At 69.7% G+C, this 25,378-nt stretch carries 31 protein-coding genes and 1 pseudogene; 17 read left to right on the top strand and 15 right to left on the bottom strand.

What is annotated here, in order from left to right; translation table 11 throughout:
• Positions 1–137: 137 nt before the first annotated feature.
• Positions 138–692, top strand: a complete 555-nt coding sequence (locus Hrr1229_RS02930) for a GMP synthase subunit A (protein ID WP_123114277.1) — start codon at positions 138–140, stop codon at positions 690–692.
• Positions 693–703: 11 nt separating this feature from the next.
• Here Hrr1229_RS02930 and Hrr1229_RS02925 read toward each other — a convergent pair whose 3' ends face one another.
• From Hrr1229_RS02925 to Hrr1229_RS02895, 7 genes are all read right to left on the bottom strand, one after another.
• On the bottom strand, positions 704–1,150 hold the full coding sequence (locus tag Hrr1229_RS02925) for a universal stress protein (protein WP_123114278.1): 447 nt from the start codon (positions 1,148–1,150) through the stop codon (positions 704–706).
• Positions 1,151–1,171: 21 nt separating this feature from the next.
• A complete protein-coding gene (locus tag Hrr1229_RS02920) occupies positions 1,172–1,369 on the bottom strand; it encodes an HVO_0649 family zinc finger protein (RefSeq protein WP_123114279.1) in 198 nt (65 codons plus the stop codon).
• A 142-nt stretch (positions 1,370–1,511) separates the two neighbouring features.
• Positions 1,512–1,754 (bottom strand): DUF3194 domain-containing protein, encoded by a 243-nt coding sequence (locus tag Hrr1229_RS02915; protein ID WP_123114280.1) that lies wholly within the window; start codon positions 1,752–1,754, stop codon positions 1,512–1,514.
• Positions 1,755–1,761: 7 nt separating this feature from the next.
• Complete coding sequence (locus tag Hrr1229_RS02910; RefSeq protein WP_123114937.1) at positions 1,762–2,148, bottom strand: prefoldin subunit beta; 387 nt, start codon at positions 2,146–2,148, stop codon at positions 1,762–1,764.
• Positions 2,149–2,276: 128 nt separating this feature from the next.
• On the bottom strand, positions 2,277–2,540 hold the full coding sequence (locus tag Hrr1229_RS02905) for a KEOPS complex subunit Pcc1 (RefSeq protein WP_123114281.1): 264 nt from the start codon (positions 2,538–2,540) through the stop codon (positions 2,277–2,279).
• Positions 2,541–2,558: 18 nt separating this feature from the next.
• A complete protein-coding gene (locus Hrr1229_RS02900) occupies positions 2,559–2,693 on the bottom strand; it encodes a DNA-directed RNA polymerase subunit P (protein WP_004049526.1) in 135 nt (44 codons plus the stop codon).
• Between the two features lie 4 nt (positions 2,694–2,697).
• A complete protein-coding gene (locus tag Hrr1229_RS02895) occupies positions 2,698–2,964 on the bottom strand; it encodes a hypothetical protein (protein WP_007994537.1) in 267 nt (88 codons plus the stop codon).
• A gap of 390 nt (positions 2,965–3,354) precedes the next feature.
• Here Hrr1229_RS02895 and Hrr1229_RS02890 point away from each other — a divergent pair, with 390 nt between their 5' ends.
• The 10 genes from Hrr1229_RS02890 (at position 3,355) to metG (ending at position 13,343) form a co-directional block, all read left to right on the top strand.
• Positions 3,355–4,290, top strand: coding sequence for a sulfide-dependent adenosine diphosphate thiazole synthase (locus Hrr1229_RS02890; RefSeq protein WP_123114282.1), 936 nt, complete (start codon positions 3,355–3,357; stop codon positions 4,288–4,290).
• Between the two features lie 103 nt (positions 4,291–4,393).
• Positions 4,394–4,906 (top strand): metal-dependent hydrolase, encoded by a 513-nt coding sequence (locus Hrr1229_RS02885; protein WP_123114283.1) that lies wholly within the window; start codon positions 4,394–4,396, stop codon positions 4,904–4,906.
• Positions 4,907–5,033: 127 nt separating this feature from the next.
• Complete coding sequence (gene pyk, locus Hrr1229_RS02880; RefSeq protein ID WP_123114284.1) at positions 5,034–6,791, top strand: pyruvate kinase; 1,758 nt, start codon at positions 5,034–5,036, stop codon at positions 6,789–6,791.
• 68 nt (positions 6,792–6,859) lie between these two features.
• Entirely contained in the window at positions 6,860–7,144 is a 285-nt protein-coding gene (locus Hrr1229_RS02875) for a hypothetical protein (protein ID WP_123114285.1), read from the top strand.
• Between the two features lie 87 nt (positions 7,145–7,231).
• Positions 7,232–7,906 carry an NfeD family protein gene (locus Hrr1229_RS02870; protein ID WP_123114286.1) on the top strand — a complete coding sequence of 225 codons (675 nt, stop codon included), beginning with the start codon at positions 7,232–7,234 and terminating at the stop codon, positions 7,904–7,906.
• 106 nt (positions 7,907–8,012) lie between these two features.
• Entirely contained in the window at positions 8,013–8,756 is a 744-nt protein-coding gene (locus Hrr1229_RS02865; RefSeq protein ID WP_123114287.1) for a Yip1 family protein, read from the top strand.
• A gap of 120 nt (positions 8,757–8,876) precedes the next feature.
• The gene (dcd, locus tag Hrr1229_RS02860) at positions 8,877–9,509 is read left to right on the top strand and encodes a dCTP deaminase (RefSeq protein WP_123114288.1); all 633 of its coding nucleotides are present in this window, start codon (positions 8,877–8,879) and stop codon (positions 9,507–9,509) included.
• A complete protein-coding gene (locus Hrr1229_RS02855; protein ID WP_123114289.1) occupies positions 9,506–10,405 on the top strand; it encodes a thiamine-phosphate synthase family protein in 900 nt (299 codons plus the stop codon). Before dcd ends, Hrr1229_RS02855 begins: the two co-directional genes overlap by 4 nt.
• An 80-nt stretch (positions 10,406–10,485) precedes the next feature.
• On the top strand, positions 10,486–10,938 hold the full coding sequence (locus Hrr1229_RS02850; protein WP_123114290.1) for a pyridoxamine 5'-phosphate oxidase family protein: 453 nt from the start codon (positions 10,486–10,488) through the stop codon (positions 10,936–10,938).
• 209 nt (positions 10,939–11,147) lie between these two features.
• On the top strand, positions 11,148–13,343 hold the full coding sequence (metG, locus tag Hrr1229_RS02845; protein ID WP_123114291.1) for a methionine--tRNA ligase: 2,196 nt from the start codon (positions 11,148–11,150) through the stop codon (positions 13,341–13,343).
• 24 nt (positions 13,344–13,367) lie between these two features.
• On the opposite strand, the gene Hrr1229_RS02840 is transcribed toward metG, so the two are convergent.
• The 5 genes from Hrr1229_RS02840 to Hrr1229_RS02820 all read right to left on the bottom strand — a co-directional run bounded on the left by Hrr1229_RS02840 (position 13,368) and on the right by Hrr1229_RS02820 (position 16,977).
• On the bottom strand, positions 13,368–13,799 hold the full coding sequence (locus tag Hrr1229_RS02840; RefSeq protein ID WP_123114292.1) for a VOC family protein: 432 nt from the start codon (positions 13,797–13,799) through the stop codon (positions 13,368–13,370).
• Between the two features lie 70 nt (positions 13,800–13,869).
• On the bottom strand, positions 13,870–14,862 hold the full coding sequence (locus tag Hrr1229_RS02835) for a presenilin family intramembrane aspartyl protease PSH (protein WP_123114293.1): 993 nt from the start codon (positions 14,860–14,862) through the stop codon (positions 13,870–13,872).
• A gap of 561 nt (positions 14,863–15,423) precedes the next feature.
• A complete protein-coding gene (locus Hrr1229_RS02830) occupies positions 15,424–16,230 on the bottom strand; it encodes a carbon-nitrogen family hydrolase (protein ID WP_123114294.1) in 807 nt (268 codons plus the stop codon).
• Positions 16,227–16,655, bottom strand: a complete 429-nt coding sequence (locus Hrr1229_RS02825) for an SRPBCC family protein (RefSeq protein ID WP_123114295.1) — start codon at positions 16,653–16,655, stop codon at positions 16,227–16,229. Before Hrr1229_RS02825 ends, Hrr1229_RS02830 begins: the two co-directional genes overlap by 4 nt.
• Positions 16,656–16,749: 94 nt before the next feature.
• Positions 16,750–16,977, bottom strand: coding sequence for a hypothetical protein (locus Hrr1229_RS02820; protein ID WP_007998354.1), 228 nt, complete (start codon positions 16,975–16,977; stop codon positions 16,750–16,752).
• A 215-nt stretch (positions 16,978–17,192) separates the two neighbouring features.
• Here Hrr1229_RS02820 and Hrr1229_RS02815 point away from each other — a divergent pair.
• A pseudogene (locus Hrr1229_RS02815) lies at positions 17,193–18,528 on the top strand (transposase).
• 11 nt (positions 18,529–18,539) lie between these two features.
• Here the strand turns inward: Hrr1229_RS02815 and Hrr1229_RS02810 are convergent.
• Together Hrr1229_RS02810 and Hrr1229_RS02805 are read right to left on the bottom strand one after the other, a co-directional pair.
• Positions 18,540–18,722: a hypothetical protein gene (locus Hrr1229_RS02810; protein ID WP_123114296.1), complete on the bottom strand. Its 183-nt coding sequence runs from the start codon at positions 18,720–18,722 to the stop codon at positions 18,540–18,542.
• A 153-nt stretch (positions 18,723–18,875) separates the two neighbouring features.
• The gene (locus Hrr1229_RS02805; protein ID WP_123114297.1) at positions 18,876–19,907 is read right to left on the bottom strand and encodes a phosphate uptake regulator PhoU; all 1,032 of its coding nucleotides are present in this window, start codon (positions 19,905–19,907) and stop codon (positions 18,876–18,878) included.
• Between the two features lie 145 nt (positions 19,908–20,052).
• On the opposite strand from Hrr1229_RS02805, the gene Hrr1229_RS02800 reads away from it, so the two are divergent.
• Complete coding sequence (locus Hrr1229_RS02800; protein ID WP_123114298.1) at positions 20,053–20,412, top strand: response regulator; 360 nt, start codon at positions 20,053–20,055, stop codon at positions 20,410–20,412.
• 45 nt (positions 20,413–20,457) lie between these two features.
• On the opposite strand, the gene Hrr1229_RS02795 is transcribed toward Hrr1229_RS02800, so the two are convergent.
• Positions 20,458–20,838, bottom strand: a complete 381-nt coding sequence (locus Hrr1229_RS02795) for a hypothetical protein (protein WP_123114299.1) — start codon at positions 20,836–20,838, stop codon at positions 20,458–20,460.
• Between the two features lie 213 nt (positions 20,839–21,051).
• Here Hrr1229_RS02795 and aglJ point away from each other — a divergent pair, with 213 nt between their 5' ends.
• From aglJ to Hrr1229_RS02775, 4 genes are all read left to right on the top strand, one after another.
• On the top strand, positions 21,052–22,035 hold the full coding sequence (gene aglJ, locus Hrr1229_RS02790) for an S-layer glycoprotein N-glycosyltransferase AglJ (RefSeq protein WP_123114300.1): 984 nt from the start codon (positions 21,052–21,054) through the stop codon (positions 22,033–22,035).
• Positions 22,036–22,187: 152 nt separating this feature from the next.
• Positions 22,188–23,309 (top strand): AI-2E family transporter, encoded by a 1,122-nt coding sequence (locus Hrr1229_RS02785; protein WP_123114301.1) that lies wholly within the window; start codon positions 22,188–22,190, stop codon positions 23,307–23,309.
• Positions 23,310–23,414: 105 nt separating this feature from the next.
• Positions 23,415–24,560 (top strand): cell division protein FtsZ, encoded by a 1,146-nt coding sequence (locus Hrr1229_RS02780; RefSeq protein WP_123114302.1) that lies wholly within the window; start codon positions 23,415–23,417, stop codon positions 24,558–24,560.
• Between the two features lie 77 nt (positions 24,561–24,637).
• Positions 24,638–25,372, top strand: a complete 735-nt coding sequence (locus tag Hrr1229_RS02775; RefSeq protein ID WP_123114303.1) for a hypothetical protein — start codon at positions 24,638–24,640, stop codon at positions 25,370–25,372.
• Positions 25,373–25,378: the final 6 nt, after the last annotated feature.

Genomic DNA, 25,378 nt, shown 5'->3' with positions numbered 1-25,378 from the left:
GCGGCGCGCCCGATTCGGACCGTCGAACGCCGTCCGATCCGCATTCGTGCATTAAACCACCGTTATAAATTCCGAAACCACCACGATACTGCGTTCCATTCCGAGCCGTTTTTGTGCGGGTGCCGTCAAATGGGGCCATGACTCGGATCGTCGTTGTCGACCTCCACGGCCAGTTCACGCACCTCGAGCGGCGCGCGCTCCGCGACCTCGGCGTCGACACCGAGATCGTCGACGCCGACGCGCCCGCCGACGAGGTCGAGGCCGACGGGGTCGTCCTCTCGGGCGGGCCCGACATGGACCGCGTCGGCAACGCGCCCGACTACCTCGAGCGGGACGTCCCCGTCTTCGGCATCTGTCTCGGTATGCAGCTGATCGCGACCGAGCTCGGGGGCACGGTCGGCGGCGGCGACTACGGCGGCTACGCCGACGTCGACGTGGAGATCGTCGACGACGAGGACCCCCTCGTCGGGTCGCTCGCGCCGTCGACCCGCGTCTGGGCCTCGCACGCCGACGAGGTGAAGGAGCTCCCGGAGGGGTTCACCCGCGCCGCCACCTCAGACGTCTGCGGCATCGAGGCGATGTCGAACCGCGAGGCGGACCTGTACGGCGTCCAGTGGCACCCGGAGGTCGCCCACACCGAGCGCGGCGACGAGGTCTTCGAGAACTTCGTCGAAATCTGCGAGTCGGCGTAGGACCGCCCGCTCTACGCTTCCGGCCCCCCCGATCGCCCTCCCAGCCGCGCGGTCAACACCGGCGCCTCGCTGTGTCGCACGACCCGCTCCGCGACGGAGCCGGCCGCGAGGAACCGGCCGACCCCGGTCCGACCGTGAGTCCCCATCACGATCAGGTCGGCCTCGTAGTCGCTGGCCGCGTCGAGGATCTCCTCGTGCGGACGGCCGCGCCGGAGGTGTCTCTCGACCGGGACGCCGCGTGCTTCCCCGGTCGCGGCGACGGCGTCGAGCGCCTCCTCGCCGCGCTCCTCCTCGCGCTCGACGACCACGTCCCACCCGTCGGCGCCCGCGATCGTCTCGTCCACCACGAACAGCGCGTGGACGCGAGCGTCCGCCAGCTCGGCGAGATAACAGGCGTGCTCCACGGCCGCGTCGCTCCCTGGGCTCCCGTCGATCGGACAGAGAATCTCGTCGTACATCGCGGCGCCCCCGGTCTCAACTCAGAGCCGGTACCGCCGGACGTGCTCGGTCCCGCAGCTCGGGCACTCCCGGCGGTACTCGACGGTCGCGCCGGTGGTGGCCGCCTCCCACTCGCTCGCGTCGTCGACGAATCCGCACTCCTCGCAGGCGTGCGGCCGCTCGTCCAGCCGCGCGCGAAGGCGCTCGAACGCCGACCTGCCGCCGCTGGTAGAGGACATGTGCTAACGGTACACAATAGCACGATTAATAGTTATCGGTGGGGGATCTGTGCGGCCCGCTCGTCCGGAGACCCCTCGGTAGCGAGTCGGGTACGGACGACGCTGTCGCTGGGGGCGTCGAAAAACGGGAGGAAACGGCCGCCTACTCCGCGAACAGCTCGTCGACCGCCTCGCCGGCGGTCTCGGCCGCCTCGCGGGCGACCGCGTCGGGGTCGGGGTCCTCGGGGGCGTTCAGGTAGACGTCGACGTCGAGCACGCCCTCCTCGAACGTCACCGTGACGTCGAGGTCGGTCACCGCCGACTGGTCGTAGTGGGCGAAGACGACGCCCTCCGCGGCCTCGGCCGCGGTGCGGACCACTTCGTCGTCCGTCGGCTCGTCGCTCATCGCTCGCTTACGCGCCGCCCGCGCCCGGACCGCCCGGGCCCATCGGACCGCCGCCGCCGGCGCCGCCCTGAAGCATCTGCTGGAGTTCGCCCTGCAGGTCGTCGAACTGCTCCTCGACGCGCTCCTCCTGCTTCTGGAGCTGCTCGACGCGGACCTCGAGCGAGTCGACCTTGTTCTCGAGGTCGTCGTAGGCGGACTCGTAGTCCGTCTCGACGAGGACCTCGCCGATCTCGCGGTACATTCCAGCGTCCTCGTCGACGTCCTCGAGGGCGTCGAGCGCCGTCTTCGACTCGTTGAGCGCGGACTGCGCCTGCTCCTTCTGCTCGGCGACCTGCTGTGCGGTCTCCTGCAGCTCCTGCAGCTCCTCGATCTTCTCCTGTGCCTCGGGCGGCATGTTCCCTTGCATGGGCGAAGCGAGGCGACCCGGACGGAAAAACCCACGTCTTCGTCCCCGTCGGCCGTACCGTCGGAGAGGGACCGCGAGCGGGCGGGCCGCAGGGGATCCTCGAATCGAGTCGGCGGCTACCCGCGACCGGGTGCGGCCGCGACTCGCTCCGCGACCTCGACGAGCCGGGACCAGCTGTTGATCCCGGCGCGGAGGGCGACGAGGTCGTCCGCCGCGACGCGGACCCTGACGGCGTCGCCGTCGCGGGAGACGGTCGCGGCCGAGCGGGCGTCGTCGATCTCGCCGATCTCGGGCGCGAGCGCGTCGGCGACGAGCCGTGCGCGCCGCTGGGAGGGGTAGGCGAACGAGAGGACGGTCTCGTGTGCGCGGGACGCCGTCACGGTCGGTGAAACCGAACGTTACTCGACGTTGACTTCCTTCACGTCGCCGCCGCGCTCCTTCAGGAGGACGCGGTGGCCGCAGTACGGGCAGCGCACGCCGCCGTACTCGTCGAGGGTGACGTCGCGCTTACAGCGGGAGCACTTGTAGCTCATCGTCCTATTCCTCGTCGGCGAGCGCGGCGCGGATGGAGCGGCGGACGGTGCGACCGCCGGGCGTCTCGGGGCGGTACGCGCCGCCCGTGAACGTCTCGCCGGTCTCCTCGTTCACCCAGATGCCGGTGCCTTTGCGCGTGACGTCGTCGCCGTCGACGGTCGCGTTGCGCATCTCTGCTTCGATGTCCTGGACCCGCTTGCGGGAGACCCGGCCGTAGCGAGCGCCGAATCGGCCCGCACTACCGGTGCTTCGTGCCTTGTCCTCAGCCATAGTGAGTCCGTCTACCGCCAGCGCGGGTAAAAAGGCTACGAGTCGGGGGCGTCGAGGGGGACGGGCCGACCGAGCTAGAGGCGCGGAGATATCGACGCTTCGACCCCGCTTCGGGCGCTCGATTCGCGAGTCTGGCGTCGGTGGTCGACTACGACACTGAAGCGGCGGCGCGCCGCCGAGCGGTCGCAATCGGCGACCGCGAGGCTGGGGCTTTGGCGGTGTTCGCCGGCGATCCGGTACCAGTCACGTCTAGCCGAGTGGCTGGGGCTTTGGAGGCGTTCGCTGCCGTTCCAGCGGGTACTATTTATAAATAATCGACCGGATCGCCGGGTCCGTACTCCGCGTATCGACCGCAACGCCTTTCACAACTAAGTAATATCACTAAGTTGTATGCACGGATTCGACGGCTTCAGCGACGTGAGCGAGACCGACGTGACCCGCGCTATCGGCAACGAGTGGACCGACGGCTTCCTCGAGTTCACCGACTCCGACGTGATCGTGCTCGGGGGCGGCCCCTCCGGGCTGATGGCCGCCAAGGAGCTGGCCGAGCGCGGCGTGAAGGTGATGATCGTCGAGAAGAACAACTACCTCGGCGGCGGCTTCTGGCTCGGCGGCTTCCTGATGAACACGGTGACGGTCCGGGACCCCGCACAGGAGATCCTCGACGACCTCGACGTCGACTACGAGCCGGTCGAGGACGTCGACGGGCTCTATACGGCGCCCGGTCCCGAGGCCTGCTCCGGGCTGATCAAGGCGGCCTGCGACGCCGGCGCGCGCGTCCAGAACATGACGGAGTTCACCGATCTGGTCGTCCGCGAGGACCACCGCGTCGGCGGGATCGTGATGAACTGGACGCCGGTCCACGCGCTCCCGCGCGAGATCACCTGCGTCGACCCGATCGCGGTCGAGTCCGACCTCGTGATCGACGCGACCGGCCACGACGCGGTCGCGATCAGCAAGCTCGACGAGCGCGGCGTCCTCTCGGCGCCCGGCATCGAGCACGCGAAGGAGCACAACACCGGGATGGACCAGACCGCCGACGGCGAGTACGGCGCCCCCGGCCACGACTCGCCCGGTCACGACTCGATGTGGGTCGGCGAGAGCGAGGACGCGGTCGTCGAGCACACCGGCGTCGTCCACGACGGGCTGATCGCGTCCGGCATGGCGGTCGCGACGGCCCACGGTCTCCCGCGGATGGGGCCGACGTTCGGCGCGATGCTCGTCTCCGGGAAGCGCGCCGCACAGGCCGCGCTCGACGAGCTGGAGGTCGACGGCCCCGAGGTCCGGCTCTCCGCGGGCGACGCGCCGGCGCCGGCCGACGACTGAGGCGCTGACCGCCCGGCCTGCGCGCGAGCCGCCGCCCTCGCTGACGGCTCTTCCTCCTCCCTCCCCCGACGGATTTATTATCCGTATCCCCGGAGCGTCGCGCATGTACTGGCGGGGCCACGTCGGGATCGCCCTGTTCGCGTACGCGCCGGTCGCAGGCGCGGTCCGCCTCGCCGGCGAGCCCGAGCTGACGGTCCTCGGCGCGGCGGTCGCCGTCGCGTTCTCGACGCTTCCCCACCTCGACCACCGGCTGCCGGTTGCGCACCGCGGCCCGACGCACACGGTCGCGTTCGCGGTCGTGGGAGGTGCGTTCGTCGCGCTCGCGGCCGCGGTCGCCTCCCTCGCGGGCGGTGGGCTCGCCCTCGCCGCGGCCACCCCGGCCGGCACCGCCCTCCCGCCGTGGACCCCGGTCTTCGCCGGCGGCGTCGCGGCCCTCGCCCTCTGCTCGCACGTCGCCGGCGACGCGATCACGCCGATGGGGATCCGACCGTTTCGCCCCTTCTCGGGGTGGCACCTCACGCTCGACCTGACGCCGGCGGCGAACCCCAGCGCGAACCGGCTGTTCCTCGGGATCGGTGTCGCCGCGATCGCGCTCTCGGTCGGGCTCACCCCCTGATCGGGCGCAAGGTCGCGTCGCGTGCCGGCTACGCGATCGCGTCCGACGCCCGGCGAACGTCACGAACGTTCACTCGATCCCGACTCAACCGTGTGCCTTTTTGCGCCCGTGCGTCGAACGCGGCGGTATGCGCAACGCCAAGATCGTCTGTACGATCGGTCCCGCCTCGGACGACCGGGACACGATCCGCGCCCTCGCCGACGCGGGGATGTCCGTCGTCCGGCTGAACGCCAGCCACGGGACGACCGCCCACCGCGAGAAGGTCATCGAGCGGGCCCGCGCGGTCGACGACGCCATCGACGACCCGCTCGCGGTGATGGTCGACCTGAAGGGCCCGGAGGTCCGCACCGCCGAGCTCGAGGACCCGATCTCGCTCGCGACGGGCTCCGAGGTGACGTTCGTCGAGGGCGACGACGCCACCCCCGAACGCGTGGGGCTCACCCACTCCATCGCGGCCGCCGGCCCGGGCGACACGGTCCTCCTCGACGACGGGCGGATCGAGTGTCGCGTCGAGCGGGTCGACGGCGAGGAGGTCGTCGCCACGGTCGTCTCCGGCGGGAAGCTCAGCTCCCGAAAGGGCGTCAACCTCCCGGGGGTCGCCATCGACGTCGACCTGATCACGCCGGAAGACGAGGCCGAGCTCGACCTGGCCGTCCGGGCGAACGCGGACTTCGTCGCGGCCTCCTTCGTGCGCGACGCCGACGACGTCTACGAGATCGCCGACGAGTTGGAGCAGCGCGGCGGCGACGACATCCCCGTCGTCGCGAAGATCGAGCGGGCCGGGGCGGTCGAGAACCTCGACGGCATCGTCGACGCCGCCGACGGCGTGATGGTCGCGCGCGGCGACCTCGGCGTGGAGTGCCCGCTGGAGGACGTCCCCGTCGTTCAAAAGCGGATCATCCGGAAATGCGTCAACGCGGGCGTCCCCGTCATCACCGCGACGGAGATGCTCGACTCGATGGTCCACTCGCGCCGCCCCACCCGCGCCGAGGCCTCCGACGTCGCCAACGCCGTCCTCGACGGCACCGACGCGGTGATGCTCTCCGGCGAGACCGCGATCGGCGACGACCCCGTCAACGTCGTGGAGACGATGGACCGCATCGTCCGCGAGATCGAGTCCAGCGACGAGTACGCGGAGACGCGCGAGCAGCGCGTCCCGGCCGCCGCCGAGGGCTCCCGGACCGAGGCGCTGGCGCGCTCGGCGCGCTACCTCGCCCGCGACATCGGCGCGTCGACCGTCGTCGCGGTGTCCGAGTCCGGCTTCACGGCTCGCAAGACCGCGATGTTCCGGCCGGGCGTCCCCGTGGTCGCGACGACGCCGGACGACCGGGTCCGGCGGCAGCTCGCGCTCTCGTGGGGGGTCCGCCCCGTCCTGACGGAGTACGCCCACGACATGGAGACGATCCTCGACAACGCGGTCGACGCCGCGCTCGACACCGGCGGCGCCTCCTCCGGGGACACGCTGGTCGTGCTCTCCGGCATGCTGACGGAGTTCGAGGGGACGAACACAACGAACACGCTGAAGGTCCACGTCGCGGCCGAGACGCTCGTGACGGGGAAGGCGACCGTCGCGGGCCGCGTCGCGGCGCCCGTCTATCGGACCGACGACGGCGACTTAGACGAGATCCCCGCGGGGTCGATCGTCGCGCTCGGTCCCGACTTCGAGGGCGAGTTCTCGGGCGACCTCGACGTGCTCGCCGGCATCGTCGACGCCCACGAGGGGATGACCGGCTACCCCGCGGTCGTCGCCCGCGAGATCGGCGTCCCGATGGTCTCCGACGCGACGCTCCCCGAGGGCGTCGCCGACGGCGACGTGATCACGCTCGACGGCGAGCGCGGCGTCGTCTACGACGGCGACGTGATCGCGGCGACGCGCAAGCGGTAACCCGCCTTCTCGCCCTCCCGCCCTCCGCACCCGCCAGCCATTTACCGACGACGCGCCTACCCTCGGGTATGCAGAGCGACGAGGCCGACGACGACGCCAACGTCACCGATGGCGCCGACGCCGCCGACGGCGACACGCGTATCCGGGCGAACGAGACCCGGGCCGACGCCGAGGAGAGCGACGAGCGCCAGTGGCGGTTCGCCGTCGACGACGTCGGCCCGGACGGCATCACGGAGGACAGCGGCACTCCCGAAGACGAACCGATCGAGCCCGGCTCCATCGACTTCGAGAACGCCGCCCTCGTCGCGCTCGGCGTCGCGATCACGGTCGGCGTGCTGCTGTTCGGGTTCTGAGTCGGTCCCCGTTCGGTTTCCGAGTCGGTCTTCCCGCCCGACCGCGCTCGTACCATCACTTATACCGCCGCGGCCGTACGTCCGGACATGGATCTGCTCTTCGGGTTCGGGTCGCTCCTCCAGTCCGGGCTGATCGGGCCGGACACGCTGCCGCTCCTGCTGTTGACGGCCGGTCTGCTGCTTTCGATGGCGGAGGCGCTCGCCCCGGGCGCGAACTTCATCGTCGTCGGCATCGCGCTGATCGGCGCGGGGCTCGGCGGGCTCCTGCTGGCGTCGCTCGGCGTCGCGGGGGCGGGTCTCACGCTGATCATGGCCCTCCTGACGCTCGCCTTCGGCGCGGCCGCCTTCTACGGCTACCACGAGTTCGACCTCTACGGCGGGAAGGGCCAACAGCAGACCAGCGACAGCGACTCGTTAAAAGGGAAGACCGGCACCGTCACCGAGACGGTGACGACCTCGGGCGGCGAGGTGAAACTCACCGGCGGCGGGTTCAACCCCAACTACTCCGCGCGTTCGATCGAGGGCACGATCGAAGAGGGCGAGGAGGTGATGGTCGTCGACCCCGGCGGCGGCAACGTCGTCACCGTGGAGTCGATGGGGTACGTCGAGGACGATATCGACCGGGAACTCGCGGCGGACCGCGCTCGGAAGGAGGCCGCGGAGGCCGCAGAGGCCGCCGAGGCGCCTGACGGTGACGACTCCGAGACGGAGACCGGCGGGGAACGCGAGGCCGACCCCGAGACTGAGACCGAACGCGAGTGACCGCGCACGGCGGAGTCGACCGCGGTCCGAACGAGCGGGACCCGATCCGACTCCGGCGCGGTTCGGATGAATAAGACATTTGTGCGGTCTCGCGGATACCCCGATGATGCCCTCCCCGCTCGCCGCGCTCTCCGCAGCCGTCGGGTCGCTCCTCGACCGCTCCCGCCGCCACTTCGAGACGTCGCGCTCGCGGTCCGGCGCGGTCGCGGTCGGGCTCGTCCTCCTCGTCACTCTGGCGACGGTCGGCGGGATCGTCGGGCTCGGCGCGGCCTTCGACGCGACGATCGACCGCGAGGTCACCGTCGACAACCCCGACCGACCGTCCGAGACGACCTGCGAGTCGTTCGGCGACGACTCGCTCATCGGCGAGCAGTGCGACCGGCCGGAGCGGATCGACGTCGACGTCGGCGAGGAGCTTCGTCGCGCGACCGGCGACTACGTCGCGTACGGCCTGTTCGGCGTGCCGATCTGGTGGGGGATCTTCGCGCTCGCGCTCCACGGCGGCGCGCGCCTCGCCGGCGGGGACGGCTCCGTGGGCGACTCGTTCGTGATCGCGGCGTGGGCGCTCGTCCCGGAGATCCTCCGGCTGGCGACCGGGCTCGCCGCGGTCTGGTACGCGCTCTCGACGGCGACGGTCGGCGGCGAGACGATCCGGGCGATCGCGAACGAGATCGTCGCGGCGATCGGGACGATGCAGGTCCCCCTGATCGTCGCCTCGGCGCTCGTGATCGCGGTCCAGTGGGTGATCGTGGTGGGCGGCCTGGAAGCGGCCCACGACCTCGATCGCGGGACGGCGGGGGCGGTCGCCGGCGCGTTCGCCGTGCTCGGGTTCCTGCTCGCGGCGGTGTGAGCCGTGTTGTCGCGACCGCGGCGGTGTGAGTCGTGTTGTCGCGACCGCGGCGTCGACGGCCGGGAGAGGCTCGACGCCGCATTCGGGAGTTTTTAAGCCGAGCGGGCTCCGTCTCCCGACATGATCCTGTCGGACGCGGACATCCTCGACCGGCTCGCGGACGGGGACCTCGTGGTCGAGCCCTTGGACGACATCGACCAGCAGGTCCAGCCCGCGAGCGTCGACCTGCGGCTCGGCGAGCGCTTCCTGGAGTTCCAGCGCACCAACATCCCCTGCATCCACCCGACCGAGGCCGACGAGGTCGGCGAGTACGTGACGGAGACGACCGTCTCGGAGGGCGACGAGTTCATCCTCCACCCCGGCGACTTCGTGCTCGGGACGACGACCGAGCGCGTCGAGATTCCGGACGACCTCGTCGCGCACGTCGAGGGGCGCTCGTCGCTCGGGCGGCTCGCGATCGTCGTGCACGCTACCGCCGGCTTGTGCGACCCCGGGTATAAGGGCCAAATCACGCTCGAGCTGTCGAACCTCGGCACCGCGCCCGTCGCGCTCTCGCCGGGGATGCGCGTCTCCCAGCTCACGTTCACGGAACTGAAGTCGCCCGCCGACCGCCCGTACGGCGCGGAGCGCGGCTCGAAGTATCAGGAACAAGACGGCCCGCAGGCGTCCAAGATCGGCGACGACCCGGAGTTCGCGGGGGAGGCGGACGCGTCGAGTGATGCGGGCGACCCCCCCGCGGAGGACCGCCCGTGAGGTTCATCGAGGAGGTCGTCGTCGACGAGTTCCTCCCCACGGTCCGCTCGATGCTGGCGGAGGACCTGCGCGACCGCGGCTTCACCCAGCGGGAGGTCGCCGACGCCCTGGGCATCTCGCAGTCGGCCGTCTCGAAGTACGCCCACGGCGACGTGGCGCGCCACGAGCGGATCGTCGCCGACGACCGCGTCCGCGACTTGGTCGACCGGGTTGGCGCGGGCCTCGCCGCCGGCGACCTGAGCCCGGTCGCCGCGCTCGTCGAGATCGAGGTGCTGATCCGGCGGTTAGAGGAGGGCGACCTCCTCGCGGACCTCCACGAGGAGGCGATGCCGGCGCTCGCCGACGCCGACGTGGAGTTCTCGGTCCACGACCCGGACAGCGGGCTCCGCGAGCGCGAGCGCGTCCTCGGCTCGGTGCGGCGCGGGCTCCGTACCCTGACGAACGCCTCCGGCTTCGCCGCGCTCATCCCGAACGTCGGTGCCAACGTCGCCGAGTGCCTCGACGACGCGCGGACGATCGACGACGTGGCGGCCGTCCCCGGTCGCCTCGTCGACGTGAAGGGGCAGGCGATGGTCCCCGGCGAGCCCGAGTTCGGCGTAAGCGAACACGTCGCGACGGTGCTGCTCGTGGCCCGGGAGGCGGGGTCGACCGCCCGCGGCGCCGTGAACGTCCGATACGAGCCCGACACCGTCGCGGCGCTCGCCGAGTCGCACCCGACCGTCGAGTTCGACGCCGAGCGGTCGACCGAGGAGGCGGTCGCCGACGCGGTCGCGGGCGCCGATCCGGACGACACGCTCGTCCTCTACCAGACCGGCGCGGTCGGCATCGAACCGATCGTGTACGTCCTCGCGCCGACGGCGTCGGAGGCGGCCGCGATCGTCCGCGAGATCGTGTAGGCGAGGCGCACGGCCCGACGCGGTCGCTCCAGTCCCGGTCAGTGGCAGGTATTCATTACCACGGCGGTCCAACGTCGCGTATGACGGGTCCCGACGCGGTTCGGATGGAGGACGACGAGCGCGACGAGTTCCTCGGGCGGTCGGGGACGGGAGTGCTCTCGCTGTCGACGGCCGGCGACGACCCCCCGCACTCGGTCCCGGTGTCGTACGGGTACGACCCGGTCGAGGAGGCGTTTTACTTCCGTCTCGCCGTCGGACAAGAGAGCGGAAAGGCGAATCCCACCGATCGCGGAATCACGTTCGTCACCTACGGCGAGCGCGACGGGCGGTGGCGGAGCGTGGTTGCGAGCGGGCGGTTGACGGCGACGACCGACGAGTCGCTGTCAACCGAGTCGCTCGCCGGGCTCGAACGGACGGAGCAGATCCCGATAGTCGACGTGTTCGGCGAGCCGACGAGCCGAGTGGAGTTCGAGTTTTACCGGCTCGACCCGGACCGGCTCACCGGCCGCGTCGAGCGGTCGATGGACCCCTGAGCGGCGTCCCCTCGGAATCGTCGCCGGGAGGTCCTCCTCGGGGGCCGTCGCCGGGAGGTCCTCCTCCGGGCCGTCGCCGAGAGGCCCCGTGCGAAATCCGTTTCGGGCGAGCGGGAGTGGCTCCGCCGACGCGATCCGTCCGTCTCGATCTCACCCGAAAACCAGCGGGCTTTAGGCCCGTATCCACGACAACTCGATACACACACCACATGAGCCACGAGGACTTCCCCACCGACGACCCGGCGGTGGTGACCTGTGGACTGCCGTACGCCAACGGCGACCTCCACATCGGCCACCTGCGCACCTACGTCGGCGGCGACGTGTACAGCCGCGCGCTCGAACGACTCGGGCAGGAGACCGCGTTCGTCTCCGGCTCGGACATGCACGGGACGCCGGTCGCGGTCAACGCCGAGCAGGAGGGCGTCTCCCCCGAGGACTTCGCGCTCGACTGGCACGAGCGGTACGCCGAGACGTTCCCGAAGTTCAACGTCGAGTTCGACAACTACGGCCACACCCACGACGAGACGAACACCGCGGTCACCCAGGAGCTCGTCCGCGACTTAGCGGACGGCGGCCACGTCTACGAGAAGGAGATCATGGTCGCGTACGACCCGGTCGACGACCAGTACCTCCCCGACCGCTACGTCGAGGGCACCTGCCCGTACTGCGGCGCGCACGCCCGCGGCGACGAGTGCGACGAGGGATGCCAGCGCCACCTCGAGCCCGGCGAGGTCGAGGATCCCGAGTCGACGATCACCGGCAACCCAGCCGAGTACCGCGAGCGCACCCACAAGTTCTTCGAGGTCTCGGCGTTCTCGGAGTACCTCTCCGGCTTCCTCGACCGGCTGGAGGGCACCTCGAACGCCCGGAACCAGCCCCGCGAGTGGATCGAGCAGGGGCTCCAAGACTGGTGTATCACCCGCGACATGGACTGGGGGATCGACTACCCCGGCGGCGAGGCGACTCCGTCGCCTCGGGAAGGCGGCGAAGCCGCCGGCCACGACCTCGTCTTATACGTCTGGGTCGACGCCCCGATCGAGTACATCTCCTCGACGAAGCAGTACTCCGAGCGCGTCGGCGCGGACGCCTTCGACTGGGAGGCGGCCTGGTTGGAGGGCGCCAGCGACGCCCATCCCGAGGGCGGCGAGATCGTCCACGTGATCGGCCGCGATATCATCCAGCACCACACGATCTTCTGGCCCGCGATGCTGGAGGCGACGGGCCACGCCGAGCCGCGCGCGGTGATGGCGAGCGGGTTCGTCACTCTCGGCGGGAAGGGCTTTTCCACCAGCCGCGACCGCGCCGTCTGGGCCGACGAGTACCTCGACGAGGGGTTCCACCCCGACCCGCTGCGCTACTACCTCGCCACCAACGGCGGCTTCCAGCAGGACGTCGACTTCTCGTGGGAGAAGTTCCGCGACCGCGTCAACACCGAGCTGGTGGGCACGGTCGGCAACTTCCTCTACCGCTCCCTGCTGTTCGCCCACCGCAACTACGACGACGCGCCTATTGCGGACGCGACGAGCGACGAGGTCGAATCGCGCATCGAGGAGGCGATCGCCGACGTCGAGGCCGCGGTCAACGACTACTCCGTGCGCGCGCTTGGCGACGCCGTCACCGACCTCGCGCGGTTCGGCAACGAGTACATCCAGCGCAGCGAGCCGTGGAACCTCGTCGACGAGGACCCGGACGAGGCCGCGCAGGTCATCCACGACTGCGTCGCGATCGCGAAGGCGATCGCCGTCCTCTTCGAGCCCATCGCCCCCGAGAAGTGCGAGCGCCTGTGGGCCCAGCTCGGCGAGAGTGGCTCCGTCCACGAGGTCACCGTCGACGCGGCCCGCGAAGGACCCGCCGGCGACCTCGCGGAGCCGACCGAGCTGTTCGAGCAGATCGAAGACGAGCGCGTCGAGGCGCTCAACGAGAAGCTGGAGTCGCGGGTCGCCGAGGCGGAGGCGGCCGCGGAAGGCGAGACCGGTGACGCCGACGCCGACGGCGACAGCGGCGGAGAAGCGGACGGCGAAACCACGGACGACACCCCCGACACCACCGACGACACCGACATGACCGACATCGAACCCCTCAGCGACGACCGCATCGGCTTCGACGACTTCCAGGAACTGGACATCCGGATCGGCCGGATCGAGAAGGCCGAGGGGATCGAGGGCGCCGACGACCTCCTGAAGCTCCGGGTCGACCTCGGCGCGGAGACCCGAACGATCGTCGCGGGACTGAAGCAGCTTCACGACGTCGACGACCTGCCCGGAACGAAGGTCGTCGTGCTCGCCAACATGGAGAAGGCGGAGCTGTTCGGCGTGGAGTCGAACGGGATGGTGCTCGCCGCGGGCGACGAGGCCGACCTCCTCACCACCTACGAGGACGCCGGCCCGGGCACGAAAGTCAAGTAAGAACTCGTCCGCTGTCCTCCGTTCTCAGGCGTCCAGCACTTCGATCAGGTTACCGTCGGGGTCGACGACGAACAGGATCGTGGTGCCGCTCTCGGTCGTTCGCGGCTCGCTGAGCGTCTCCACGCCGTCGTCGAGACCGCGGTAGAACGCCTCCACGTCGTCGACGGAGAGCCCGAGGTGAATCGCTCCCGGACGGTTCAGCGCCGGGTCTTCCGTCGGTTCGCCCTCGGGTTCGTACGCGACGAGCTCCACGATCGTCTCGGCGCCCTCCCCGCCGGCGACGAGGTGCGCGAAGTCGGCGGCCGCGCCGTCGACGGCGACGGCGTCCGCGAACGCCTCGCCGCCCACGGCGAACTCGGCGGCGACGGTGAGGTCGAACGTCTCGGTATAAAAATCGACGGCGCGGTCGAGGTCGGAGACGGTGACGCCGACGTGGTGGGGAGTCGGATCGGACACGGTTCGACCCACGGCGACCGTTTTAAAAACCGTGTCGGCCTGTACCCGTCGCCCCCGCTCGGCGGGCGACTCAGAGGAACGCGGCGAGCCCCATCGCGTCCGCGAGCGGGACGCCGGCGACGACGGAGCCGATCAGGTAGCCACCGATGGCGCCGCCGTTCAACAGCGGGAGCCCGGCGTGCGGTCGGCCCTTTATCACCCAGCTCATCAGCACGAGGAGCCCCGCGAGGCTCCCGACCATCGCGAGCAGCGCGGGGAGGTTGACGCCGACGAGCGGGACCGCGAGCCCGGCCGCGGGGGAGAACGTCGCCGCGCTCGCGACCAGCACGGCCGGGATCACGGCGTCGCCGAGCCCGATGAAGAACGCGTCGCGCTCCTCGATGGGCGTGGGGTCCGAGACGTCGACATCCCCGTCTTCGTCGGCGTCGGCAGCCTCGTCGCTTTCGTCGTCCCCGTCGCCGCCTCCGTCGTCCGCCTCCTCCCCGTCGGCGCCCAGCAGCGAGTACGACAGCGACAGCGGGATCACGAGGACGACGGGGATGTTCAGGTCCATCACGCCCTCCGCGAGCGACAGCATGTGCTCGGTGCCGTAGACGGAGATCGCGTCGTAGACGGCGAGGAACGCGAGCAGGATCAGCGCGGGGAGCAGCCCGAAGGAGATGCCGAACAGCCCGGCCGCGCCGGCCCCCATCAACACCCCAGCCGTGTCGATGACGTACCACTCGGGGTAGACGAGCAGCCCGACGCCCACCGCGGCCGCCGGCACGGCCGCCGCCAGCGGCGACACCAGCGCGGAGAAGACGTACCAGGAGAGCCACGCGGAGGTTCCGACGATGAGGAGCCGGATCGCGCCGTCGAAGTTGTACTTAAACGCCGCGAGCATCACGCCCGTCATGACTAAGATTGCGAGGACGTACACGACGCTGTTCGTCGGGTCGTCCGGGTTCTCGACCGCCTGATACCCGCTCTCGGCGAACTCGGGGACCAGCGCCAGCGCACCGAGCTGGACGGCGAGGAACAGGCCGACGACGAAGGCGACGCCGCGGTACTCGCGGGGGAACATTCGACCGACGGTTCGGCGTCAGGGGGTTTTTCGCTTGCGCTTCGGCTCGGCGGGGAGTCGCGGCCGCGCGCCGCAGAAACGGGTTCGGGTACGGTGTGGGAGCGGGTCGGACCCGAACCCGAGAGCCGACGGACGACGGACGGTGGAAGCGAGTGTCCCGCCGGCCCGTCCGAAACCGGGCGAGCCGGCCGGGTTCGTCCGCGGCGTTTTCCACCAGCCCGATCCGAAATAAGAAGCTATCGCCCGAATTATCGCAGCCGATACTCAACCCTACCGGCAGCGGGTGCGGTTGTGAGTGATGAAACGGAAGGGAAGTGATGAAACGGAAGGGAAGAGGCGGCGAAAGGCGAAGGTGGGACGAGAGGCGGGCGGGCGGCGGCCGGACAGCGGACCCCCGGGCTGTCGTCGGCGTCGCCGCCCGAGCGGTCGGGACGGGCGCGTTGTGTTGTCGCCGAACTCCAACGAGAAAAGCGTCGGACTTCGGCAACACACGCTAGTCGCTTCTCCGGTATAAACCAGACGGTCCGCGCTCGGACGGCGGGGCAGTATCGGGACCGGCGGTCAACGTCGGTCCCGCAGCGCGGGGAACTCGTCACGCACCGCCGCGACCCGCTCCGGGTCGACCTCGGCGGTCACGGTCGTCGGCTCCTCGCCCGCGGACGCGAGCGTGGTGCCCCACGGGTCGTAGACGGTCGTCCGGCCGCAGAGCGCGTCGCCGTCGAACGCCCCGCTCCCGTTGACGGCGGCGACGTACGCGAGGTTCTCGATCGCCCGTGCCCGACCGAGCGTCCGCCAGTGCTCCACGCGCGGGTACGGCCACGCGCTCGGCACGAGCACGCACTCGACGCCGGCCTCGACCATGTCGCGGAACTGCTCCGGGAAGCGGAGGTCGTAACACGTCGTGACGCCGACCCGCACGCCCTCCAGCTCGACGACCGGGACCCGCTCCCCGGGGACCATCCGGTCGGTCTCCTCGGAGCCGTACCCGAACAGGTGGTGCTTCCGGTAGACGAGCCGGCGCTCCCCATCGCGGTCGAAGAGGACCGCCGCGTTCGCGAGCCCCTCCGGCGCCGGGACGTCGACCCCGTCCGCCGCGGAGGCCGCGAGGTCCTCGACGACGGTGCCTGCGAGGACGTTCACGTCGGCGTCGGCGGCGACCGCAGCGAACCGCGACAGCCGGTCGCCGGCGAGGCTCTCCGCCGCCCGGGCGTACGAGTCGAACGCGAAGTAGCCGACGTCGAACAGCTCCGGGAGGACCACCAGGTCCGCCCCGTCGGCGGCGGCCGCTCGGACCCGCTCGATCGCGCCCTCGACGTTGGCCGCGACGGCGCCACCCTCGACGCCGAGCTGGACGCAGGCGACCCTCATGCCGTCGGGCCCAGCGAGGCGCGGAGCGCGTCCTCCAGGTTGTCGAGCTCCGCGTCGAAGTTGCGCTCGAAGAACGACTCGACCCCCGGGAGCCGACCGTCGACGACGAACTCGTTGGCCAGCCGACAGCCGCCGTCGGTCTCGGTGATCGTGTGCTCGCCGGTCACGCGGAACGCCTTCGACTTGCCGACGAACTTCACCCGGTTCGGCGGGTCGCGCTCGACCTCCTCGGTCTCGACGGAGATCGTCGAACGGATCATCGGGATCGGGAGCGCGACGTGCCAGGTCGCACGCCGTTCGTCGTGGACCTCGAAGGACTCGACCACGCTGATCGCTCCGGCGCGCTTCTCGGCGTCCGAGATGAACGCCCACACGTCCGTGGCGGGCGCGTCGAACTCGAACGTCCGGGAGACTCGGACGGTCATACCCGTCCGTTGGTGCCACGGGGGTTAAAAACACGCGAGTCCGGCAGGGCCGACCGAGCGGAACGCGGGCCTCGTACCGCGGTCCGAACCGCCGCTACCCCTGCGGCGTCACGCGCCACGTCGTCGACCGGGCTCGCCCCCACTTCTCGATGTCGACGTCGTCGGACTTCTCGGCGAGCCGGGGGAGCCGCGAGCCGACCTGCTTGGCCGTGAGACCGATGGCGTCGGCGATCGTCTTCGAGCGGACGTACCGCTCGCCACGGGTGACGCTGTCCGTGAGGTACGCGAGGATGCGCTGCTCCTCCTCGGTGTACTCGCTCATACCGCGAAGGTAGGTGTCAGACGTCCTTAACGGTTTCTCGTTTGTCGGTCGCTCAGCACAATTCAAGATGAGCCCCCGACCTCAAGGAGCGACCGCAGGGAGCGAGTAGGTCGGGGAGGAAATCGACATGGGATGGCACGCTCCTCGTTCGATGGCTGACCGGCTCCCACCGAACCGTTATTAATATAAAAATAAGAAACACGTCTGAAGTACGGATGGAGGTACGTCGCACGGTCCCCGTCAAACTCGACGTGGCCGACAGCGACGCTGCCCTTCTCCGCGAAACCATCTCCGAGTTCCTGTGGGCCGCCAACTACGTCGTCGACCACGCGTGGCAAGGCGAGTACAAGACCACGAGCAAAGCCCAACTCCAACGCGAGACCTACGACGACGTGCGAGCCGAGACGCGACTTCAAGCGAACCTCGTCCAGAACGCCCGCAACAAGGCTGCTGACGCTGTCCAGAGCGTCGTCGCCCGCTGGAAACAGGGCGACTACGCGGGAAAGCCGCGCTTCTCCGCTCCGACGCTCGTCTACGACAAACGGTGTGCCACGTTCAACGACGACCACGCGACGCTTTCGACCGTTGAAGGACGTATCACCGCTAGATACATTCTCCCCGACGAGGACCGCGAGACGCCTCACTCGGAGTATTTGTTCAACGACGACTACGACGTGACGGGTGCAGAACTCCACTACCGCGACGGTGAGTTCTACCTTCACGTCCGCACAAAGGCGGACATGGAGTTCGAGACTGCCGACGAAGGCAACGCCGAGCACAGCACAGTCCTCGGCGTTGACCTCGGCATCGAAAACGTCGCTGTCACGTCAACGGGGACATTCTGGAACGGCTCGGAGCTGAATCATTGGCACCGCGAGTTTGAGAAGCGACGCGGATCGCTCCAACAGCGTGGGACACGGGCCGCTCACGAAACCATCCAGTCGGTTGGACGGACTGAGACGGGACGCTACGACCATTTCTTGCACACCGTCTCGAAAGAACTCGTTGCAGAAGCCGTCGAACACGACTGTGACGTGATCGTATTCGAGAACCTGACGGGAATTCGTGATCGGATGCCGAACGCCAAGAAGTTCCACGCATGGGCGTTCCGACGCTTGTTCGAGTACGTCGAGTACAAAGCCGAAGTCGTCGGCATCTCGGTCGAACAAGTAAGTCCTGCGTACACGAGTCAGCGGTGTTCGAAGTGCGGGTTCACTCACGAGGACAACCGCCCTACCTCGAACGGACAGGACGTGTTTGCGTGTCTCAAGTGCGGATACTCACCGCACGCAGACTACAACGCGGTCGCCGGACTGCGTCCGGCGGGCAGCAAAGTCGCGTAGCGACTTTGCGACGGCGAAGAATATCGGCCTGAAGCATCTCCGCTCGGCGCAAACGTCGTCGGGCGGAGGCGCACCCGTAAACGTGCGCTTGAATCGCGGGACGTTGAACGTGAACGGCGATTACGAGCCTGCCAGCGATGGCCAGAACGGGAGTCCACGCGAAAGCCCTACCCTCAACGAAGCGAACGGCAACGCCGTGAGCGAGTAGGGTAGGGTAGTTTACTCGAACACCTGCACGGCGACGACCGCCCCGAGGGCGAAGACGAACGCCGCCGCGAACCCCCACGCGCGGCCGAGCTGCGACGGGTACCCGAACATCAACACCGTGCCAACGAGCGCGACGGCTCCCAGCGCCAGCGCCACGCCGATCTCCATGTCAGAGTCGATAGATGCCTCGCTCATACCTGACGCTTCGCGGGCGACTACTTAGTTCATGCGAAGCCCGCGATGCGGCCGATCGAGCGACGGATACGCCGTCGGGGGGAACGCGGGGACGCGACCGACGAGAACCCGGCGACGCGACCGACGTGAACGCGCCGACGCGACCGACCGTTTTCAGATGATCTCGACGTGCTCCGACTCCTCGTTCAGGGCGAGGTTCGCGGCGATCTCGGCGTTCCGCATCGCGTACTCGGCGGTGTGCTGGAGGCTGACGAGCACCTCCCGAGTCATCAGCAGCGTCTCGTTGTCGAGGTCGTCCGGGAGCTCGCCGAGGATCTCCTGCTCGCGGTCCTCCAGCCGGGCGAACAGGTCGCGGCACTCGACGGTGAGGTCGTAGTCGCGCTCGACGACCGCCCTGACCGCGAGCGCCGTCAGCTCGTCCACCTGGTCGGTGAACTCGCGGATCTGGCGCATCGTCGCGCTGTCGACGTCGAGCGTGTGGCCGTCGGCCTCCATCACGATGTCGGCGATGTCCTCCGCGTTGTCGGCGGTGAGTTCCAGGTTCTTCGCCACGGAGCGGTAGCCGATGAGCGGGAACCCCTCCTCTAAGCCGACCGCGCGGGCGAGGTTCGGGTTCTGGTACGCCGTGAAGATGAGCCGGAGCAGGAGGACGAAGATCTTGTTCGCCTGCCGCTCGCGGTTGAGCGCGCGCTGCGCGAGGTCGGGGTTGCCGTGGGCGAGCGCCTTCACGGCCTCGCCGCGCATCGTCGACCCCGTGTTCTCCAGCCGCTCGAGCAGGTTGTCGAGGGTGAAGTCCTCCGGGTCGACCGAACAGCGGATGGAGATGTCCTCCGGCGTCTCCTCGATGACGCCGAGTCCCATCAGCTGCGTCTCGGCCTTGTAGACGGCGTTGATGTGCTCGCTGTCGAGCGTGCCCTCGCTCCGGACGTGGATCACGCGCCGCCCGAGGACGTACTGCGCCACGATGGCCCGCTCCAGCGACCTCGCGTCGAGCCCGTCGGCGTTGATGACCGCCTCCGACTCCTCCGTGCTGACCGACTCGGGGAGGACGGTGAGCGTTCCCTTTCCACCCATCCGCAGCGACACCTCGTCGCCCTTGTTGACGCCGTGTTCCTGTGCCCACTCGGCGGGGAGCGTCATCGCCAGCGTGGACGGACCCAGCCGTTGGACCTTCCGCGTTTCCATGGAAGACGGTACCGCGGGATCCACCTTAACGTTGTTCCTATGTTCATTATACGCTTGATCGAATATACAAGGGATTCCAAACGGTCACGCCAGGGATCGCCGATCGATCCGCGCGCTTATGCCGTCCACCCCCCGATCGATCGCCATGACCGAGCGGGTGCTCGTCGTCGACGACTCCTCGTTCCAGCGGACCGTGGTCCGGGACGCGCTTGAGGGGTCGTTCGACGTCGTCGGCGAGGCGGAGAACGGCGCAGAGGCGGTCGACCTGTTCGAGGCGTACGAACCGGACGCCGTGTCGATGGACGTCGTCATGCCGGAGATGACCGGCATCGAGGCGACGCAGGCGATCAAAGACCGGTGGCCGGACGCCGTGGTCGTGATGTGCACGAGCGTCGACCAGAAAGAGAAGATGATGGAGGCGGTGAAGGCCGGCGCGGACGGCTACGTCACCAAGCCGGTCGACCCCGACGAGTTGGTCCCGGAGCTGCGGAGTCACCTCCAGTGACCGCTCGTCTCCGCCGGGTGCGGGCCCGGATCCGGCGCCGCCCGCTTAGGCGGGGTCGAACGACTGGAGGATTGAGGAGAGCGCGCTGGTGAGCTCCTCGAACCGGTCCATCTCCATCGAGTCGGTCGTCACCCACACCCCGTGTTCCCCGGCGATGACCCGCGTGAGGTACCCGTTCTCGAACACGCGAACGGTGAACTGGTAGTCCCCGAGCTGCGTGTTGGCGTACAGCGACTGCGAGTGGAACCCCTGGCGCTCGTTCTCAGCGAAGCCGACGAGGTCCGCGGTCCGGCTCAGATCGCTGCGGAGGTACAGCTGCGTGACGTCCTCCTCGGTGAAGTAGGTGAGACTCCGGAGTTCGTCGCCGATCGCCGTCCGCGTCGCACTGAGCAGTTCGTCGACGTGAGAGTCGGGTGGCTGCGACATAGTCACACGATCTATCGTCGGATACATGAGCGTATGGGTGGCCGCAGGACCGGCCACGAGGGTCGACGGACCGGCCCGAGCGCTCCCCGCGGGGGCGATAGGTCGAACGGTCCGCTCGGTCGGTGGGTCCGTCGCGCCGAACGGTCCGCTCGGTCGGCGGGTCCCTCGCGTCGGAAGGGCAGAGTTTAGGAACTCCCCCACCGTCAACCCGCCATGAGCGACTACGACGACGTCTGCGTCCTGCTGCCCACGATGGACGAGGCCGAGACGGTCGCGCGCGTCGTCGACGCCTTCCGCGACGTCGGGATCGAGCAGGTCCTCGTGATCGACGGCGGCTCCACCGACGGGACGCGAGCGGCCGCCCGCGAGGCCGGCGCCCGCGTCGCCGAGCAGTCCGGTCGCGGGAAGGGGCAGGCCGTCCGCGAGGCGGTGCGCGACCACATCGACGCGCCGTACGTCGTGATGGCCGACGCCGACGCGACGTACGACGCGGGCGACGTCGACGCGATGCTCGACCCCCTGTTCGACGGCGAGGCCGAGCACGTCATCGGGAACCGGTTCGCCGACATGCGCCCGGGAGCGATGACCCGGCTGAACCGGATCGGGAACCGGATCATCAACGTCGCCTTCCGCACGATCCACGGCGAGGGCTACCGAGACATCCTCTCCGGATATCGGGCGTTCACCCGGGAGTCGTTCCTCCGGCTCCACCTCACCGCCGACGGGTTCGGGATCGAGACCGAGATGGCCGTCGAGTGCGTGAAGAATCAAGTCCCCGTCGCCGTCGTCCCGATCACCTACCGCGAGCGCCCTGGCGGCTCCGCGACCAACCTCCACCCGATCCGCGACGGAGGCGTGATCTTCCTCGAGCTATACCGCAAGGCGAAGACGAACAACCCCCTGTTCTACTTCGGCAGCGTCGGTGTGGTGTCGACGGCGGCGGGCGCGCTCATGACCGCGTACGTCCTCTACGAGTGGTTCGCGTACGGGATCACCCACGAGATCGTCTCCATCGGCGCCGTGGGCGCGGCGATCCTCGGGGTCCAACTGCTGATCTTCGGCTTCCTGGCGGACATGATCCTCTCGCTGCACCGCGAACAGGTGGACCGATTCGAGCGGGCGATCGAGGCCCGCGGGGTCGACGACCGGCGCGACGGCGACGAGGTCGGGCGGTCGGCAGACGCCGACGACGACTGACGACCGGTCGGGTGCCGATCGTCCGACGAGACCGAGGCTGACCGCCGATCGTCCGACAAGACCGGGACCGACCGCCGGTCGCCCGCGACCGCGACTGGGGTTCGTCCGGGATCAGGCGCATGGTTTATGTTGGGAGACCGAGACGAGCGGCCATGGACGAGAAGCGGTTCGTCATCGCCCTCTTCGGTCTCGCGGTCGCGCTTATCGTGGGATTCATCGGATACCGGTTCGTCGCCCCGCTCACGGTCGCCGTGTTTCTCTACTACTCGACGCGGCGGCTCTTTCACCGGTTGGAACGGTTTCGGCTCCCCGCACGCGTCCGGGCCGTCGTCTCCCTGTCGCTCATCGGGGTCCCGCTGATCGGCCTGTTGAGCTACACCGTACTGCTGTCGCTGATCGAGGCACGCCGGTTCATCGAGCGGTATCCGGTCGCCGAGACGGTCGGCGCCGAGAACTCCTGGGTCGGGGACTTGGCACAGCTCTCGAATCCGACGCTCGAGGGGGTCGTCGCCGCCTACCGCTCCGGCCAGCTCGACCCGCTGATCGAGTTCGTCTCAGAGCAGGCGGGGCTGCTGGCGAGCACGCTCGGCGGGCTCGCGCTCAACCTCCTGATCGTCGTCGTCGTCACGTACTACCTGCTGCTCGACGGGTCGAAGTTCCACGAGTGGCTGCTCAGATTCGACGACGACGCGGTGGTCCGCGAGTATCTCGAAACGGTCGACGCCGAGCTGGAGGCGGTGCTGTACGGGAACCTGCTCAACGTCATCGCCATCTCCATCATCGCGGTCGTCACGTACACCGCCTACAACGTGATCGCGCCGGCGCCGGTCGAGGTCCCGTACCCGGCGCTCGCGGGCGCGCTCACCGGAATCGCGAGCCTGATTCCGGTGATCGGGATGAAGATCGTGTACCTCCCGCTGGCGGCGGCGGCCTCGGTGCCGACGGTGCTCGGCGGCGACTTCGCGCTGCTCGCCTACGTGGCCGGCTTCCTCGTCGTCGCGGCGGTCGTCGTCGACACGATCCCCGACATCGTGCTCCGGCCGTACTTCAGCGGGAAGACGACTCACGTCGGGCTGCTCATGCTCGCGTACATCTTCGGCCCCGTCGTCTTCGGCTTCCACGGCCTGTTCCTCGCGCCGATCGTGTTGGTGCTCGCGCTCACGTTCGCCGACACGGCGCTGATCCGGTTGCTCGGCGCCGACCCAGACGAGACCGGTACAGACGGTCGCTCCGCCGCGGTCTCTCGAGGCCAACGGCGGCTCGACGAGTTCTGACCGACGGCGGCGCTGGCGCGCGGGTCTCCCGTGTCACCGAGCCGAAGGGACGCCTGCGCCGTCGAGCCGAAGAGATAAGCCCCCGCTCGCCGACCGGGGTGACGTATGCGCCTTCACGTCATCGGTCTCGGCGGCGCCGGTGGCCGGATCGCCGACCGGCTCGCGGCCGACCACGGCGGCGACCGGTTCCTGCAGGGGATCAACGCGTTCGACACGGACGCGGCGGCCCTCGACTCTCTCCGGTCGCTCGACGAGTCGCGCCGCTACCGCTTCGGCGATGCCGCCGACGGGAGCGGCCTCGACGGCGATCTCCACGCCGGCCGCCGGCTCGGCGAGGCCCACGCGAGCGAGCTCGGTCGCGTCATGGACGACGAGAACCCGTCGATCGCGGAGGCGTTCGTGCTCGTCGTCGGCCTCGGCGGCGCCGCGGGCGCGGGCGCGGCACCCGCGCTCGCGGAGGAACTGTCGCGTCTCTACGACGCGCCGGTGTACGCCGTCGGGCTGCTCCCGACGCCGGCGGAGTCGGCGGCCAGCGAGGTCGACCCCGTCCGCGGGAGCGCGACTGATCCCGGGGAGCGCGAGCCCCGGCGACCGCTCGCGGAGAAGAACGCGGCCCGGACGCTCGACGCCCTCTCCGACCGCTGTGCGGCCGTGTTCCCCTTCGACAACGACGCGTGGCTCCGCCCGGGGGAGACCCTCGCCGACGCTCGGGACCGGCTGAACGAGGTCGTCGTCGAGCGGACCGCGGCGCTGTTCGGGGCCGGCGAGTCGGACGCCGGGACGTCGACCCCGCAGCAGGTGCTCGACGCGAGCGACGTCGCCCGCGTGCTCGGTGACGACGGGGAGCTCGCCGCGGTCGGCCACGCCGCGCAGGCGGTCGACCCGCCGGAGTCGGGGTCGCGGTTCGGGCTCGGGCTGTTCGGTTCGGACGAGCCCGCCGAGGTCGACGCCAGCGCCGCGGTGTCGGCGATCGAGACGGCGATCCGGAAGGCGACCCGCGGGAAGTCGACGGTCGAGGTCCGCGAGGGGCGCGCGGACCGGACCCTGCTCGTCGTCGGCGGGCCGCCGCCGTGGCTCAACCGCCAGGCGATCGCCGACGGCCGGCGATGGATCGCGGAGGAGACCGGGTCGGACGCGATACTGAGCGGGGACGCGCCGGATCCGGACGGCGAGGCGGTGTTCGCCGTCGTGTTGCGCTCGGGGATCGACGAACCGGCGCGGATCCGGGAGATCCGGGAGTCGATCGCGTGACCCCATCCCGTCGGGCGGGGCCGGCGGGGACTTCATCCACCCGAACCGATTAACCGCTTGTGGCGCCCAGATCGGTCGTGACCACCCACGCCGACCTCGGGCTCGACCTCGACGTGCGCGACACGGACGCGGTCGCCGACCGGCGCGACGAGCTCGTCGCCGCGGTCCGCGACCACGCCGGAACGATCGCCTACCAACTCGCCAAGCTCCAAGGGGGCGACTACGGCCGTCGGGAGCTGTCGACGCCCGGCGGGACGTGGACCGTCAAACACGAGGCCGGAGAGCTGGAGTTCCTGCTGTTCTCGCCGAAGTCCGGCTCCGACGTATACGTCATCTCGACGAAGCAGCCGCCGGACCCGGAGGACCTCGCGGCCGCCCTCGACGACTACGCGAACTTCGTCGTCGCTTGGAACGAGTACGTCGCGTCGCTGTCGGGCGTCCTCGACGGCGTGAGCGCCGAGTTTCCGGAGCCCGCCTCGACCGACGGGGTCGTCGCCGAGCGCGACCGCGTGCTGGACGCGATCCGCGAGGCCTGCACCGTCATGGCCGGCGAGATCCACCGGTACGAGGGCGACGACTACGGGACCTACACCGCCCGCGTCGACGGCGACCGCTGGGAGCTGAAGTGGGACGAGGGGACCGTCTCGTATCTCCGGGTAGGCGGCTCCGGCGGGCTCTATCTCCTCTCGCAGTACGAGGCGCCCTCCGCGGCCGACGTCCGCGAGTACGCCGACTCCTTCCGCGGATTCGTCGACGCGTACAACGAGTTCGTGGGAGAGTTGGAGAGCGACCTCGCGACGGTCGAGCTGTAGGGATAC

It is taken from the genome of Halorubrum sp. CBA1229 (genome assembly GCF_003721435.2).
Classification (GTDB): Archaea; Halobacteriota; Halobacteria; order Halobacteriales; family Haloferacaceae; genus Halorubrum.
This window is presented reverse-complemented; position numbering and strand designations above follow the sequence as displayed.